The 14,414-nt window shown below is 60.3% G+C and carries 12 protein-coding genes; 3 read left to right on the forward strand and 9 right to left on the reverse strand.

The genetic code is table 11. The features are described from left to right. Positions 1–17: 17 nt before the first annotated feature. From D618_RS0106700 to D618_RS0106710, 3 genes are all read right to left on the reverse strand, one after another. A complete protein-coding gene (locus D618_RS0106700) occupies positions 18–1,364 on the reverse strand; it encodes a metallopeptidase TldD-related protein (protein ID WP_017670728.1) in 1,347 nt (448 codons plus the stop codon). A gap of 50 nt (positions 1,365–1,414) precedes the next feature. Beyond that, a complete protein-coding gene (locus tag D618_RS0106705) occupies positions 1,415–1,813 on the reverse strand; it encodes a hypothetical protein (RefSeq protein ID WP_017670729.1) in 399 nt (132 codons plus the stop codon). A 107-nt stretch (positions 1,814–1,920) separates the two neighbouring features. Further along, on the reverse strand, positions 1,921–3,510 hold the full coding sequence (locus tag D618_RS0106710) for a long-chain fatty acid--CoA ligase (protein ID WP_238550609.1): 1,590 nt from the start codon (positions 3,508–3,510) through the stop codon (positions 1,921–1,923). Between the two features lie 289 nt (positions 3,511–3,799). On the opposite strand from D618_RS0106710, the gene D618_RS0106720 reads away from it, so the two are divergent. Both D618_RS0106720 and D618_RS0106725 read left to right on the forward strand, forming a co-directional pair. Then, entirely contained in the window at positions 3,800–4,495 is a 696-nt protein-coding gene (locus D618_RS0106720) for a tRNA (guanine(46)-N(7))-methyltransferase TrmB (protein ID WP_017670732.1), read from the forward strand. 140 nt (positions 4,496–4,635) lie between these two features. Next, positions 4,636–5,835, forward strand: coding sequence for a site-specific integrase (locus D618_RS0106725; RefSeq protein ID WP_017670733.1), 1,200 nt, complete (start codon positions 4,636–4,638; stop codon positions 5,833–5,835). Positions 5,836–6,125: 290 nt separating this feature from the next. Here the strand turns inward: D618_RS0106725 and D618_RS0106730 are convergent, their stop codons facing one another. From D618_RS0106730 to D618_RS18990, 3 genes are all read right to left on the reverse strand, one after another. Beyond that, a complete protein-coding gene (locus tag D618_RS0106730; RefSeq protein WP_017670734.1) occupies positions 6,126–7,820 on the reverse strand; it encodes an asparagine synthase C-terminal domain-containing protein in 1,695 nt (564 codons plus the stop codon). Positions 7,821–7,878: 58 nt separating this feature from the next. After that, the gene (locus D618_RS18985; protein ID WP_193746688.1) at positions 7,879–8,457 is read right to left on the reverse strand and encodes a lasso peptide biosynthesis B2 protein; all 579 of its coding nucleotides are present in this window, start codon (positions 8,455–8,457) and stop codon (positions 7,879–7,881) included. 302 nt (positions 8,458–8,759) lie between these two features. Beyond that, on the reverse strand, positions 8,760–9,389 hold the full coding sequence (locus tag D618_RS18990; protein ID WP_017670737.1) for a GntR family transcriptional regulator: 630 nt from the start codon (positions 9,387–9,389) through the stop codon (positions 8,760–8,762). Between the two features lie 246 nt (positions 9,390–9,635). Here D618_RS18990 and D618_RS17935 point away from each other — a divergent pair, with 246 nt between their 5' ends. Beyond that, positions 9,636–10,202 (forward strand): helix-turn-helix domain-containing protein, encoded by a 567-nt coding sequence (locus D618_RS17935; RefSeq protein ID WP_202949938.1) that lies wholly within the window; start codon positions 9,636–9,638, stop codon positions 10,200–10,202. Positions 10,203–10,458: 256 nt separating this feature from the next. Here D618_RS17935 and D618_RS0106760 read toward each other — a convergent pair whose 3' ends face one another. From D618_RS0106760 to D618_RS0106770, 3 genes are all read right to left on the reverse strand, one after another. After that, positions 10,459–11,187, reverse strand: a complete 729-nt coding sequence (locus tag D618_RS0106760; RefSeq protein WP_026091379.1) for an RES family NAD+ phosphorylase — start codon at positions 11,185–11,187, stop codon at positions 10,459–10,461. Further along, complete coding sequence (locus tag D618_RS0106765) at positions 11,184–11,597, reverse strand: MbcA/ParS/Xre antitoxin family protein (protein ID WP_017670741.1); 414 nt, start codon at positions 11,595–11,597, stop codon at positions 11,184–11,186. The genes D618_RS0106760 and D618_RS0106765 overlap by 4 nt, the downstream gene beginning before the upstream one ends. Positions 11,598–11,975: 378 nt before the next feature. Further along, positions 11,976–14,393, reverse strand: a complete 2,418-nt coding sequence (locus tag D618_RS0106770) for an alpha/beta fold hydrolase (RefSeq protein ID WP_017670742.1) — start codon at positions 14,391–14,393, stop codon at positions 11,976–11,978. Positions 14,394–14,414: the final 21 nt, after the last annotated feature.

Genomic DNA, 14,414 nt, shown 5'->3' on the forward strand with positions numbered 1-14,414 from the left:
GCGGCGCAGCATGAGCGTCAGCTGCTCGCGACGACCATGCCGTCGATGCGCAACGTCGGCACGTTGACCGCGTAACGGAACTCCAGATCGTCCGCCGGGATCAGGGCTGCAAACATGTCGATCAGGTTGCCCGCGATGGTGATCTCGCTGACCGGCTCGGCCAGCTGGCCATCGCGGATGATGAAGCCGCTGGCCCCCCGGCTGTAATCGCCGGTCACGCCGTTGACGCCCATGCCGATCAGTTCGGTGACATAAAGTCCGGTTGTGATGCCGGCCATCAGCGCCGCAGGGCTGTCGCGTCCGGCCTCCATATGGACGTTGCTCGATCCGGTCGAAGGCGCGCCGCTGATGCCGCGCGCAGCATGGCCCGTCGGCGCTTCGCCCAGCTGGCGGCCTGAGGCACTGTCCATCATCCAGCCGGTAAGCATGCCCTGATCGATGACGCGGAAGGGTGCGGTGGCAAGCCCCTCGCCATCAAAGCTGCGCGATCGCATCCCGCGTACGCGGTGCGGATCGTCGATGATCGAGACCATCGAGTCGAAGATCTGCGTCCCGCGCTTGTCGAGCAGGAAGCTGGTCTTGCGCGCGATCGCACCGCCCGAGATCGCGCCCAGCAATGACCCGATCAGCGATCCACCGGCGCGGCGGTCATAGATCACCGGCATCGGACCGCTGTCCAGCCTGCCGCTGCCCAGTCGCGCCACTGCACGTTCGCCTGCGCGTCTGCCGATATCATCCGGCGATTCGAGGTCAGCCAGAAAGCGGACGCTGTGCGACGCGGAATCGCGCTCCATCTTGCCGTCGCCGCCCGCCAGCACGCTTGCGCCAATGCCATAGCGGCTGCCGCCATAGCTGCCGGTAAAGCCGTGGCTGGTGGCCAGTGCCATGACCGAACGCACCGCGCCGGCCGATCCGCCCTCGCTGTTGGTGACACCGGGGACGGCGCGGGCGGCATCTTCGCACGCCTCGGCCAGCGTGCGCAGCAGCGCAGGGTCGGGATCGCCGCAATCATCGAGTTCGAGCTCGGGCAGGGGGCCGCGCGCCAGCAATTCTTCGGGGGCAAGGCCCGCATAGGCATCTTCCGGCGCCAGCCGCGCCATCGCCACCGCGCGTTCGGCGAGCGTTGCGAGCCCCGATGCGGTGACGTCCGCGCCCGAGACGCTGGCCGAGCGCTTGCCATGGAACACGCGCAGGCCGATCGCCGCGCTTTCGGAACGCTGGACATCCTCCAGCGCGCCGAGGCGAATCTGCACATCGGTGGAGGCATCGCAGGCGAAGACCGCGTCGGCGGCGGTTGCCCCCGCAGCGATGGCGCGGGCGACAAGGTCTTGCGCCAGGTCTCTGGCTTGGTCGGGTGTCTGCATCAGCAGCGTTTAAGCTGCTATGCAGATAGGGTCAATCGAACCGCAGCCGGTCAGAACAGCGCGGCCAGACCCTTGACCAGCAGCACGAACGCGAAGGGGAAGCCGATGGCGAACAGCCAGATTCCGAGACGGTCGCTGCGATAGGTCGCGGTCAGCGCGGCTTCGGACGCATTGCTGCGTGCCAGGCGCTGCCATCGCTTTTCGACGCGGCGGCACAGCGGAATGACGAATGCGACCAGCACGATCAGACCGAGATAGGGCAGGATCGACATGCCCTCGCCCCGGATCGCACCCATCACCACGAAGATCTGCAGGCCGGTATAGGCCAGCAGCGCATAGGCAACATGGTTGCTGACGCGCCTTTCCCACACGCTTTCCGGCGCTGCGGGCGTTGCGATTCCGGAATTGTAGCGAGCGGCCTTGAACCGCTTTTCAATAGCATTGGACATCGGCGTACCCCTGCTTGACCCTGCAGGCCCCACCCCTGCATTTGGGGGAGTGTGTCACTGCGATGACAGCTTGGCAAGAGGCGTTAACCGATGCGCCACCAGCGGCCCTAAGCGGCGATTCCCTCGGCCTTGCGCAGTTCCTTGCGGTCGAGCTTGCCGATCAGCGTCTTGGGCAGCGCTTCGCGGATATCCACCGCTGCCACGCGCTCGTGCTTGCCCAGTTGCGGGTTGAGCCAGGCCATCAGCGTCGGTCCGTCCACGTCTGCATCCTCCTGCAGCGCGACGAACGCCTTGGGGCTTTCGCCGCGATAGGGATCGGGTATGCCGATCACCAAAGCCTCTTTCACCGCCGGGTGCCGGTACAGCACCTCCTCGATCTGGCTGGGGAAGACCTTGAAGCCGCCCACCGAGATCATGTCCTTGATGCGGTCGACGATGCGGATATAGCCCTGCTCGTCGATCTGGCCGACATCGCCAGTGCGCAGGAAATCGCCGATGAACACTTCGGCGTCGGCATCGGGCCGGTTCCAGTAGCCGCGCATCACCTGCGGCCCTGCAAAGATGATCTCGCCCGGTTCGCCCGGCGCGACGTCCTTTGTCGGGTCCTCCTTGTCGATGAGCCGCACCAGCGTTCCGGGCAAAGGCTGGCCGATGGTGCCGGGCTTGTTCAGCCCCTCATAGGGGTTGGTCGAGACGACGCCGCTGCTTTCGGTGAGGCCATAGCCCTCGACGACATTGGCCCCCGTCATCTCCTCGAACCGCGCCTTGACCTCGGCCGCCAGCGGCGCACCGCCCGAGATGCAGGCGCGCAACGAGGCAAAATCGGTCTTCGCGATCTGCGGGTTGTCGAGCAGCGCCTGGTACATCGTCGGCACACCGGGCAGGGCGGTCACCTTGGTGCGGGTGATCGCCTTCAGCGCCGCCACCGCTTCGAAGCGCGGCAGCATGACGATCTCGCCTCCGTTGAGCACGGTGCGGTTGAGCACGCAGGTGTTGGCGAACACGTGAAAGAACGGCAGCACGCCCAGGATGCGGTCGTCGGCGGCATCCTTGCGCGGATCGATGGCGTTGACCTGGCGGGCGTTGGCAGACAGGTTCTGGTGGCTGAGCATCGCGCCCTTGGGCGTGCCAGTGGTGCCGCCGGTATACTGGAACAGCGCGATATCGCGCTCCGCATCGATCGGCACCGGCCTGTACGCGCCATCATTGGCGATCAGCGCCGAAAAGCTGGTGATGCGCGGATCGTCGGGCCGCTCGGCGGTCTCCTTGCCCTTGAACAGCCGGTAGAACAAAGCCTTGCCCGCTGGCAGCGCGCCTGCGACCGATCCGACGATCAGCCGCTCGAGCCCCGACTGGTTCAGCACCTTGAGCGCGGTGGGCAGCAGAGCGGTCGCGGACAGCGTGAACAGGATCGTGGTGCCGCTATCGGCGACCTGATGCGCCAGCTCGTCCACGGTGTACAGAGGCGAGAAGTTGACCACCGTCGCGCCGGCGGCCATCGCGCCATAATAGGCGGCGACATAATGCGGCACATTGGGCAGGAACAGCCCGATTCGGTCGCCCTTGCCCACGCCCAGCGCCTGCAGCCCCTTGGCGACCCGTCGCGCGCCCTGCGCGGTTTCGGCATAGCTGTACTTGCGGCCCATGAAATCGAGCAGCGGTGCGGATCCCTTGCGCTGCGCCGAGCCGAACAGCATCTCGGGCAGCGACAGCGCCGCGAACTGCTGATCCCATGCACACGGATGGTTGTAATGCGTTGTCCAGATCGGCGCAGCCGCATCGGACGCATGGGTGTTGGCGGGGCCGGTGGCGGGCGGAGCGGAGGGGATGGCGTCAGTCATTGACACTGCTGTAAATAACAGCGGCATTCCGCACAAGTCGCTTGCCATTCAGACCATCGCAGCGGCCTGATAGAATGCATCAATGGTCATTTCGGACCGCTCCAGCCGCTTGCATCGCCGCCCGCGTTCGCTATGCGCTTGCGCCATGACTGCGTACAAACCTGGTGATCCTGTATCCGTGCGGCGGCTTTATGGTCGTCAGCAGAACCACAAGCTGCGCCTGGGCCAGGCGGAGCTGGTCGAAAAGCTGCTGCCGCAGATCAGCGTGCCTGAAGACGGCGAGATCACGTCCGAGCGATTGTTCGGCGATCGTCGGCCGATGCATTTCGAGATCGGCTTTGGTTCGGGCGAGCATATGGCGTATCGCGCCGACATGCTGCCCGACCATGGCTTTATCGGTGCCGAGCCCTTCCTCAACGGTGTCGTCGGCGCGCTGCAGCATGTGCGCGAAAACGCGCTCGCCAACATCCGGCTGCACATGGGCAACGCCATCGACGTGCTCGAGCGGATTCCCGACGGGTCGCTGAGCTTCGTCTATCTGCTCCACCCCGATCCCTGGCCCAAGGCGCGCCACGCCAAAAGGCGGATGATGAACAAAGGTCCGGTCGACCTGATCGCGGCCAAGCTGAAACCGGGCGGCGAGTTCCGCTTCGGCACCGATCACCCGATCTATGTCGCGCACGCGATGATGGTGATGAACGATCACCCCGCGTTCGACTGGCTGTGCGAGCGTCCCAAGGATTTCCTCGTCCGCCCCGGCGGCTGGCCCGAAACCCGCTATGAGGCCAAGGCCCGCGCGCAGGGGCATGAGGTGTGGTACTTTAGGTACAGGCGCATTTGAGCGTAGCCTAGAGTACGAAAAGTGTGTTTTTCCAGTGTTTTAGCTCCTCTATGGTTTTCGCTCATTGGCGTCGTTTTCCGCCTCGGTGATTGCTCGGTGATTGCTGGGTGATTGCTGAGCGAGAGCTTGGAGGACCCGAAATGGCGAGCGGAAAAATCACAAAACGGTCTGTGGATGCGTGGATCGCGCAAAAGTTCGAAGGCTTCGTTTGGGACGACGGCATCAAAGGTTTTGGGGCCAAGTTCTCCAAAACCGGGGCTGTGGTTTATGTTCTGCAGTTTAGAATGGGGGGGCGAGAGTCCAGCACGCGCCGCTATACAATCGGTAGCCACGGATCGCCTTGGACACCGACCACCGCACGAGATGAAGCGCAGCGTTTACTCATCCTGATTGCACAAGGGACTGATCCTGCAGAGGCCGACCGGCAACGTCGACGCGAAGCCGTTGACCTCGCATTTGACAACTATGCGCTTCGGTTTGAGCAGTCGCTCGTTAAACTCGGTTGGAAAGACCAGGTGTCCCGGTCGTTGAGGCTGCATGTCACCCCGGTGCTCGGCAAGCGTCCGCTGCCCAAAATCAAACGCTCCGATGTCGTTGCTGTCTTTGATCGCATGCCCCAGTCGCAACTTGCCAACAGACGTAACGTCTTTGCCGTACTGCGAAGATTGTTCCGTTGGGCTGTTAGCAGAGGTGACATTGACCGCAGCCCGATGGAGGGCATGGAGACGCCGCCAGCGGTCAGGCCGAGAGATAGATGGCTGTCGGACGAGGAGATCGGCCGAGTTTGGCGGCAAACCTATCATACCCATCCTTGCTTTGGTCCCATCGTCCGGCTGCTGATTGTCACCGGGCAGCGTCGAGAGGAAGTTGCTTCGCTGGCTTGGGAGGAGCTTGATCAGCTAGAGCTGATTTGGACGTTGCCAGGCAGTCGCTCGAAGAACGGCGAGCCGAATGTGGTTCCACTCAATAATCTTGCTGTTGAAGTGCTCAATGCGGTTGCAGGTTCAAAGACATGGCCACGTCGTGGGAAGGTTTTTGCCACGTCATCCGGCGCAGGCTTTACTGCGTATCATAAAGGGAAATTGAAACTTGATCGGCTGGTAGCCGAGGATGGGGGTGAACCCATGCTACCTTGGAGGTTGCACGATCTGCGCCGCACTCTCGCGACTGGTTTCCAGCGACTAGGTGTCCGCTTTGAAGTGACCGAAGCGGTCCTCAATCATGTTGGGGGCTCACGAGCTGGCGTCGCAGGTGTGTACCAGCGCCATGACTGGAAGAAGGAGAAACGCGAGGCAATGAACATGTGGAATGACCATGTGGCAAGCACGTTGCTTCCATGACATTCATTCAGTCCTGAGGTTTTCTCCGCAGCGAAGGCAGCGGTGGGCGATCGGCCTGTGCAAGCCGCGGATTACGCGCCGAGTTGGGTCCGTCGGAGGATGGTGGGCCAAAATGACGGCATGCCGCTATCGATCATGTGCCGTGTCTGTGGCCCCGCGCGACTGATTGGGGAATGATGGGAGGTCGGCAGGAGAAGAAGCTATGGAACGCTGGCTTGAGGCGTAGTCTTGCCTGGACTGCTGAGTTGGAGTTTGACGGGCGCTCATTTCCCTCGAGATTGTTTTTGCGGTTACGACCAGGACCGAGCCCATAGTTCGAGCGCAATCAGTGACCCAATAATAGGGTGATCGTCTTTCCATAGCAGGTGTTCTGCGGTGAGCATCGTTGCAACAGCGTCAGGCGATATCAGCCCCTTGCTGGCCAGGACGCCATCAAGAAGCAGGGGCCGCAAACTGGTCAGGTGGGTGACTATAACCCGGTTGTAGAAGCCTGACGCTTCCCCTTTTCCGCGTCTGTCGCGTACGTCTTGAGGCAGCAAATGACCAAACACATCCCTCGCTAGCCCACGCTCGCGCCGATCAGGCACCAATTGCCACAATGGAATGGCCAAGCATGCCTCGACAAGCGGCTGTGACAAAAGGGGGTGTATTAGCCGTCGCCCTTCACTGGTGCGGGTGGCCCTGTGGAAGAGCAGGCAGTTGGTAAGCATCGCGATCTGCATGCGTTTTCCAGCAGGCAGATGGAGCCCATCGCTGATCCAAGGGTGAACCAAAGGATCGTCCTGCCATGCCAGGCGGCTGATGGGCCCGGCAAGGTCGATGGGAATTGATCTGCGATCCAAGGACGGTGTCGCCTTCCATATGGTGTCCAGTACCTGCCAGATGGATGTATTGTTTGCAGCAGCACTGGAATTCACCAATCCGAAAAACGTAGAATTGGGGCCATGCCTTCGGAGATAATCGGCCGCGATCAGCGGGGAATGCGGCTGGAAGAATACGGCATCTCCGCCCTGTCCACTGAAAATGCGCGTGGCTTGGAAGGCGTCGGCCATCTGTGCCGACAGACCATCGGCCACAAGATCGAGGCCGTAGACTGCGGGCTCAGGTGTGCGAGGCATCTGCAGTAATCCGGAATAATCAAGCTCTGCTGGCGCGACGCGGGTTTCGATCAGGCCGAAGCTCCATTTTTCGGCGACCGCCTTTGCATATCTCCGTTCGTCTCCGCCTGGGGAATCGGGCGCAATATTGAGCGCCTGGATGAAGGGTTGTTGTTGGGATCCGGCAAGAAGTCCGGCAACAATCGATGAGTCGAGGCCGCCCGACAATTCCAGTGTGACTTTGTCATGATCGCATAGCCAGAGATTGATGCACTGCGCTGCAATTGCCGGCAGATCCTGCGGTTGGGCCTGTTTCGTTGGTCGCGCATAGTGCGATGGCGACCAGATGGCCATTCGTTCCAGACCTTGTGCCTGTATGACCTCAAGCGTTCCTGGTACCGCTATGTCCACTTGGTGCAATGCGCTGAAACTTGCCGACAGCTCAGTTTGCACCAGCAGTTGTGACAAACGGTGCCAGTGAATTGCTGGCGGTCCATCCAAGCATTTCATCAGTGCCATGGGAAAGGCGTCGGTAACGACAGTCAGAGGATCGCAATGCCAGGCATACAATCTTTGAGCCCCCGAAGGATCGCGCATCCAAGCTGCCAGACCCGTACTGCTGCTAGCGCAGATCATGGCGTAACGCCCCCACAGGTTCTGGGTCACCGCTTTGGCAGCGCGTATTGCGTCTTCTGCCGACAGCGGTCGAACGATGCTGGAAATTTCACCATCCCGCCTTGGAAAGATATCACCGACCAGCACCACGCTTTTGTCATTCGAAAGAATGATCGGCGCCTGGCGCTGCGCCAGCACGATGGCCTGTTTCCCTGTCACCACCTGGCAAAGGTCCGGCATCGATCGCTCGAGGTTGCCTGCCAAAGTTTTCATCGCCGAAAGCACAGCCTCGTCGGGTCGCTGCGCCAGAATTGCGCATAGGCTAGGGGAATCAGAAACGGGCAATGACCGTAAACCAGCAGACATGATCAGGGCTGTCGTTGAGCACGTGGGCGTCCCACTCAACCCAGCAATGCGCCTCGAAGGGGTGGGTCCGTACGCCGAAAACCAATTCCGGCGAGATGCCCAGGTGCCCCAGAAACCGGGTCAGGAGCATTGACTGGATCAGGCACCGTCCGCTTCCTGGGACAAGGCATCGAAGGCAGGTAAAATGGGCCATGATCGCGGCCATGGTATTTGGCGATAGAGACGTTGGAGCGACGTTGCTCCTTTGCGACAACGACGCGATGGCTTCGCCCCGCCTGTAGGAAAGATAGGTCTGTGCCACAGCCAGCAGGAAGATCACCAGAAGCCGAAGTGCGTATGGCCGTACAAGGGGGACCGGGTCGGGCAGGGAAGCAGGGGGCGATCCGGTATGCGGATGCCAGCGTTCGTTCCCGTCCACGAGGAACCTGCTTTCCAGCAGTTCGGTCAAGGTGGGATCTAATTGGTCATGGGGCTCATCGGCAAGGGCGGACAGGACATTTGCGGCGCTGTCGCGCGGGATGGCGAGATATTCGTCCTGAAGCATGTCGAATAGGACGAGGTCGCCCTCGACACTGGCAAGCTTCACATGAGATGGGGGCGCACATGGCATGACAAAACAAGCGGGGCGACCCGAAAGCCGCCCCGCCGGGAATCACGCGTACGAGAGAATCGGCAGGAATTCTTCCTGCTGGCCAGCGATCACGATGGCCTTGGTGTCACGACGAATACTGCCCAGACGGATCAGCTTCGAACGAGTTTCCTTCTTCATTGCAGCCTCCTTTGGTGGATCACCGCTTGTGCGGCAGTTTCATGAGACTGCAGACCGGCGCACTACTCAAAGCATATTCAAAATATATTATTCTGAACTTGAGGCGGCCGTCCTGCTGCAGATGCAATCTCCAGCACCGAGTTGATCCTCCGTGCGTAGAAGCGCCTGACGTTGTCAGTGCAGAAGCGGCGGTTTCCGGCTTGGAGCCAATCGCGCAAGGAACCTTGGGATGCATCGGCCTGCTCGAAAAGTGTCACTTCAGCAGGAACAATCCTCGCCAACCGATCATCGACATAGGATGCAACATGCTGCAGCGCGGTGTTCGGCGTTAGGAACGCGATCGTGCGCAGCAGTTGCCCAGCACCTTTGTAATTCAGGGCCTGCCCTTCTCGATCGGCTGACTTGTCTGGCCAGGTGAGGTCAAAGTTCCGGCAGGCAGATTGCGCCAGCATGGAGGCAAGCGAATAGCAATGCTGCAGATCCACCGGGTCGATCGCGGGAACAAAATACCCGATGGCAGGCCGATCGATCAATAGTCCCTGACCAGCAAGCCTGGAGAGCGCTTCGCGCACAGGCGTGGCGCTGATCTTCAGCTGTGACACCAGATCTGCAGCCTGAATCCTGCTTCCAGGCGGAAAGCTGCCAACTCGCAGGTTGTGGTAGAGGGCGGCATAGGCCTTTTCGAAGGCATGGTTCTTTTCGAGCAAAATGCACCTCCGTTCAGTGGGGAGGACAGACTGCATCAATGTGTATGGACGAAAATGAAATTCCTCTATCTATGCTCATAACTGTACAGGTGTGCGATGTAACAGCTGTCATGTGAACAGGATGGCGCCATATTTGCGTGATTATCACCTCAAATATGCGCCTTTTCGGGATAAGCTGCCGTTCTGGCTCCAGATTTTTGCGAATTATTTGTGACTTTGCAAAATCGGTCATAAAAGATAGCATTGTTGCTTGACTTCAGCGGCCGGTCGACCGGCTCGTCAGGCGAGGCGGGTGCGCAGATGGCAGAAAAAGCAGCAGAGGATTCTTCCGAAAACGCTCTCATTGCAACGGCGCTGCGACGGATCCGAAAGTCGCGCCGAATGAGAAGCTCCGAGGTCGCGCGTGCCATGGACATGCCCTTGCGTTCCTATGAGCATTTCGAAGCGGGTCAGGGCAAGATAACCTATGAACGCCTTGTGCGCTTTGCCGAGGCGACAAACTGTGATCCGGTCGCCCTGCTTGCGGTCATGCCGATGGGATCGCCTGAGTTTGCCGAGCGCTGTGCCGACAACAAACTGATGCAAATCTTCATGATCGCACTGAGTGAGCTCAATGAGGATCTGGGAGAAGATATTGTCTATCTCGAATCGGGTCCGATCATCGGCGGTATTACGCGGCTATGTCGTGATCTCGCCGAACATGTCCGCAAGCGTGATACTTTTGCTGAAAACTGGCTGGAAACCAAAGCGCCCCGGCTCAACCGGCAATCTGCTGCGAATATCCCGCCATTGAAGCCGCGCACATCCCGCTGAGCAGTTTTGGTCACGCGGCCTTTACGCGAGCGGTCTGGAGGCATGACCGTCAATGTGAATCTCAGCGGCGGAACTTGTGTCAGATTGCCTCTGGCAATCTTGAGGCGCGTCAGTAGCGCTCGATTTTGCTATGGGGATGGATCCCACTTGCAAGGATCTGTCGAGTGGTCTCGTTGAAACAGAACAGATTGTTGCACCCTCAAAGTCGTAATAGCTGGCCTGCGTCAGGTGACGCCACTGATAATGCAGCTCATCGTCAATCTGCGGGCAATTCGACGACGCGGAAAACTGCCCCCGAACCAGCATCACGCACCAAGTCGACGCGCGCACCATCCCAGTGATAGTCGAGGTGCCGTCCCTGCACAGGTTCCGACGCGCAATCGGGATAGAAAAGCGCAACGCATTCACCGTCTGGATTGCGAACGCTAGAATAGACAATCCCGTCTGATCCTTCGCTCTTGAGGGACGCAGCCAGAGTTTGAGATACAGCGTAACTTTCAGGGTCCAGCGCTGCCGAGGGCTCTGCATCGTTCGCTCTGAGATCACAAAGGTCAGCATCCACTGACATGATGATCTCCCGGAACTGCGAGGTCCAGCCAGGAGCCTCCAAAGTTCGTGCCATAAAGCGGGCATGATGATGGATTGTCTCGAACAATGCGGTTTCGAACCGGTCTCCTGTGTAGAGTACCCCGAAGCTGCTGTTGGTAAAGCGGCTCGGCCGGTCGATACTGGCGTGCGTGAACGGTGCCATCAGGTAGGAAGCGCCATTGCCTGCTACTCGCCGATCGACTGGCACCAGGTCGAGATTGCCAATCGTGGCCATGATCCGGGGGTTGGTCTTCTGCTCGGCCGAGATGAGCAGTGGCCAGTCGGCAGGATCAGCGATGTCCTCGAACAGATCGATCGGCGGAAAGGCGCTACGGATGATCCTGACAGCCCCCTTCCATTCAACTCTGGAAACTGGGACGTCCAGGACCGTGGTCACCAACCACCACGCTCGGCATCGAGGTAGCGGCGTACCCGCATGAGGTCGGTTAGCTCGCCTCGGAGCATCACGTCGAGCGCACTGGCGCTTCCGAAGGCGGTGTTGGCTGCCCTGATCCAGGCATAGCCGCGCGAGCTTTCAGTGAAGATGGTCCGGAGCGCTTTGTGGACGCCCATCAGATTGGAAAGGCGCGCACGTCCATCGCGTGAAATGCGCCCGGGGCCTTGCGCCTTCCAGCGCCGGTAGGAGCGCACCGGCATGTCGAGCAGCATTGCTGCCTGCTCGTCGGTCAGATCCCATTTCCCAAACAGATTGATGACTGCGCGGAACATGGCAGCTGCCTCGTCCTGGGTGACAGGGTCCGGGTAGAAAGCGGCGGCGGCCGTATCGACAGGTTGCAGAGCCAGCATGGCATTTCTCCATATGGCATCATATACAATGATTAATGCCATTTGGCAAGGGTGAGGTGGATGTTGTCAATCGGGCAATCACGCTCGCTGATCCATTGTTCGGCACGCACAGCCTTGTCGGGTAGTGGACAGCCAAGGTGTAGCGGGGTTTGGCCTTGTGCCAGTCAAAGCGATCTGCATTCCATCCGGAAGGTTCAACTCGCTTCGAACCATTGACTAGGCTGCGTTTGACCATGGTTTGCTCGCCGCCAGCAGATTCCATGGTTTGGTGTGGCCAGTACGGTCTAGACGATGGAGACGGCAGGCAACATTTTTCGTGCGTTCCAGTCCCAAGCGTTCAGGACAGCCCGGACCAGCAATGGATGCCCGCTTGCCTGGTTAACGTGCGGGTTGCGTGGTCAATGTTTGCGAAAGCCACTCTTTGATTTGATCCCACATCGCGCGAATGTTGGCAGGGCTGCGCACTGCATGGCCTTCGCCCCAGAACCGGACCATCGAGACGTCCGCACCTGCCCGGTACAAGCCTGAAAACATCCTTTCGGCGCCGAATATCGGCACGGGGTCGAGGTCGCCATGTATCAGCAGAACAGGGGACCGGATGCGATCCAGTGCGTAATACGGGCTGTTGCGGGCGTATCGTTGAATATCCCGCCAAGGAGGCGATTGCAGGCTGGCCTGCCCAAGCTCGGCCCATCCATAAGCGGGCCCGACGGGAAAGCCCTGCTCGAGATCGATGCTGTCATAGGGGAGCCAGGGGCCGTGCTGAAGGGTCAGGTCCGGGATCGATGCGCTGGCGATGATGGCTCGAAACCGGTTGCTCCGGCTTGCTACCAGAAGGGCGCAATAGCCGCCAAAGCTGTGTCCGTAGATCGCCATGCGTCCGCCATCGATGCGGTTTGTGCCGATGGCTTGGTCTGCCGCTGCCTCGATCTGCTCGACAAGATTTTGAGCTGGTTCGTTCAATGTCCTGTCATGACGAAGGCTGGGCAAAAGCACGGCATAGCCAAGGCTCAGCATCAAGAGCGGGTTGACCGCGCCCGACACCATGTCTGGTGCCAGCGGAGGCGGTGTGCCTTTTGCAAAGACGGCGCCAGGATAAGGCATGATCACCAGCGGCAACTTGGCGTCGATCGGTCTGCCTTGCGGCAGCAAAAGCCAGTTGATCAATCCGGCATGCCGGGACGGAACCGCAATCGCCGTGGGCGTGGCCCGCTGTTCGAGATGGGCGTTGATGCTATCGAGCGGTTCAGCTTCCCCGCCATCGCGCACAAGCCATAGCTGGCTCATTCCCTTGGCGGTTCTCGAAATGGCCAGCCCGCGGCCGCTGATGGCGGAAAACCCGAGCAGTCGTTTGGTGCCGGGAGGAAGGGATGCAGATAAGCCGCGATCCTTCCCCAGTGATGCTGCCGAAAGCGCGCCTGCTGCATCCTTGATGTGAAAAGACCGGCTCCTCGCGGCGACAAACGGTCGATATCTCTCGGTAATGCCGACATCGAACGTCTCCTCAAACGGCTGGTCGAGGCGGACCTCGCCTTCAAAGACCTTCACCGGTGCCCGGTTTGGTGACATGCGCCAGAGCCCGTCAGGGCATGGCGCCAGAAGATCATCGCCGTCGGTTGCAAACTGGAAGGCCTGGCAGGGGGCGCCTTCGAGAATGGACGGCTTTCCATCCTGAGCGCGCCAGCGCGATGTGCCGCGCTGCTCCTTCGAGAGCATCTGTGGAGAATTGCCGTGCCAACCGGCACGAACGAGCTGTGCCCCGCTGTCATTTTCCGGCAGCCAGGGCTCCTGGGTCATGTCGCTCATCACGCTGTTTGCGCCTGTTTGCGTGTCGAATGCCATCAGCCTTCCGTTGCTCCAAGGTTCGTCGACGCGACGGGCGAAGTACAGAAGTGAGCTTCTCTTTTCGCGCCAGGCCAACAGGCCCGGCTGGATGTCGCAGTCCCCACATGGCGATGTCGATTGTCCGTCTTGTACCGAGACAATCCTGATCCGGTGACGCCGGGGGCGTGCATTGGGCGAAACGGGGCTCTTCACCTCGGGGCGGGCATCGTTGCCTTCCTCAAGCATGGCGAGCCATTTGCCATCATGGGACAAGTTCATGTCGGCAATGGCCCCATCCGTCACGCGCCGGCTGACGAGCGACTTGATGTCGATCTCGACAAGCACGTGCCGCACAAACTTGTCAGCATCCGTGATCTGCCGGCTTGTTGTCACCGATATGCCCGCATGCATGCCGGATGCTGTCCGTTCCCACCTTACGGGTAGCTCGCGCTGAAGTCTGCTCCCTGAATCCAATGGGTAGGGGAGCTTGGAGGTGTCTGAAGTCAAGACGAGCAGATGATCATCGTCCCGCCATAAGGGCAGGGGATTGAGCAAGGCCGTGACCGGTGTGGCATCCAGCCAGCGTACTGATCCATCGGCAATACTCACGATCCCCAGCGCGATATTGTCTCGCTGGAGTCGGAAGACCGTAAGGTGCCTGCCATCTGGAGACAGGCTGCCGGCCCAATAGCCTGCGCTGGCTGTCTGCGCGAAAAGCGGGCGCGGCGCGCCGCCCTTGACGAGATCTACCATCATGATCTCGCCCAGCATCCGCTTGTTGAACGCATCGAAATGATAGGCGGCAGCCTGGTCGTAGCGCCGGTACCGTTCGATGATCGCCCATTCCCCGTCGGGGGACATGATGGCTTTGCCGTAGCTCTCGACCGAAAGCATATCATCGATCGCGTACCGTTCGGCGAGCCCTGCGCTCGCCGTGCATAGGCACAGCGCTGCAATCCATGAAACGCGCATGGGAGGTCCTTTTTCACAAAT

The sequence above is a fragment of the Blastomonas sp. AAP53 genome (assembly GCF_000331245.1).
Taxonomy (GTDB): Bacteria; Pseudomonadota; Alphaproteobacteria; order Sphingomonadales; family Sphingomonadaceae; genus Blastomonas.

Bases quoted from the DNA above. Each gene is read 5' to 3' on its own strand.
- D618_RS0106700 (WP_017670728.1), bottom strand. From the start codon at position 1,364: ATGCAGACACCCGACCAAGCCAGAGACCTGGCGCAAGACCTTGTCGCC.
- D618_RS0106705 (WP_017670729.1), bottom strand. From the start codon at position 1,813: ATGTCCAATGCTATTGAAAAGCGGTTCAAGGCCGCTCGCTACAATTCC.
- D618_RS0106710 (WP_238550609.1), bottom strand. From the start codon at position 3,510: ATGCTGTTCGGCTCGGCGCAGCGCAAGGGATCCGCACCGCTGCTCGAT.
- D618_RS0106720 (WP_017670732.1), top strand. From the start codon at position 3,800: ATGACTGCGTACAAACCTGGTGATCCTGTATCCGTGCGGCGGCTTTAT.
- D618_RS0106725 (WP_017670733.1), top strand. From the start codon at position 4,636: ATGGCGAGCGGAAAAATCACAAAACGGTCTGTGGATGCGTGGATCGCG.
- D618_RS0106730 (WP_017670734.1), bottom strand. From the start codon at position 7,820: ATGAAAACTTTGGCAGGCAACCTCGAGCGATCGATGCCGGACCTTTGC.
- D618_RS18985 (WP_193746688.1), bottom strand. From the start codon at position 8,457: ATGCTTCAGGACGAATATCTCGCCATCCCGCGCGACAGCGCCGCAAAT.
- D618_RS0106765 (WP_017670741.1), bottom strand. From the start codon at position 11,597: ATGCTGGCTCTGCAACCTGTCGATACGGCCGCCGCCGCTTTCTACCCG.
- D618_RS0106770 (WP_017670742.1), bottom strand. From the start codon at position 14,393: ATGCGCGTTTCATGGATTGCAGCGCTGTGCCTATGCACGGCGAGCGCA.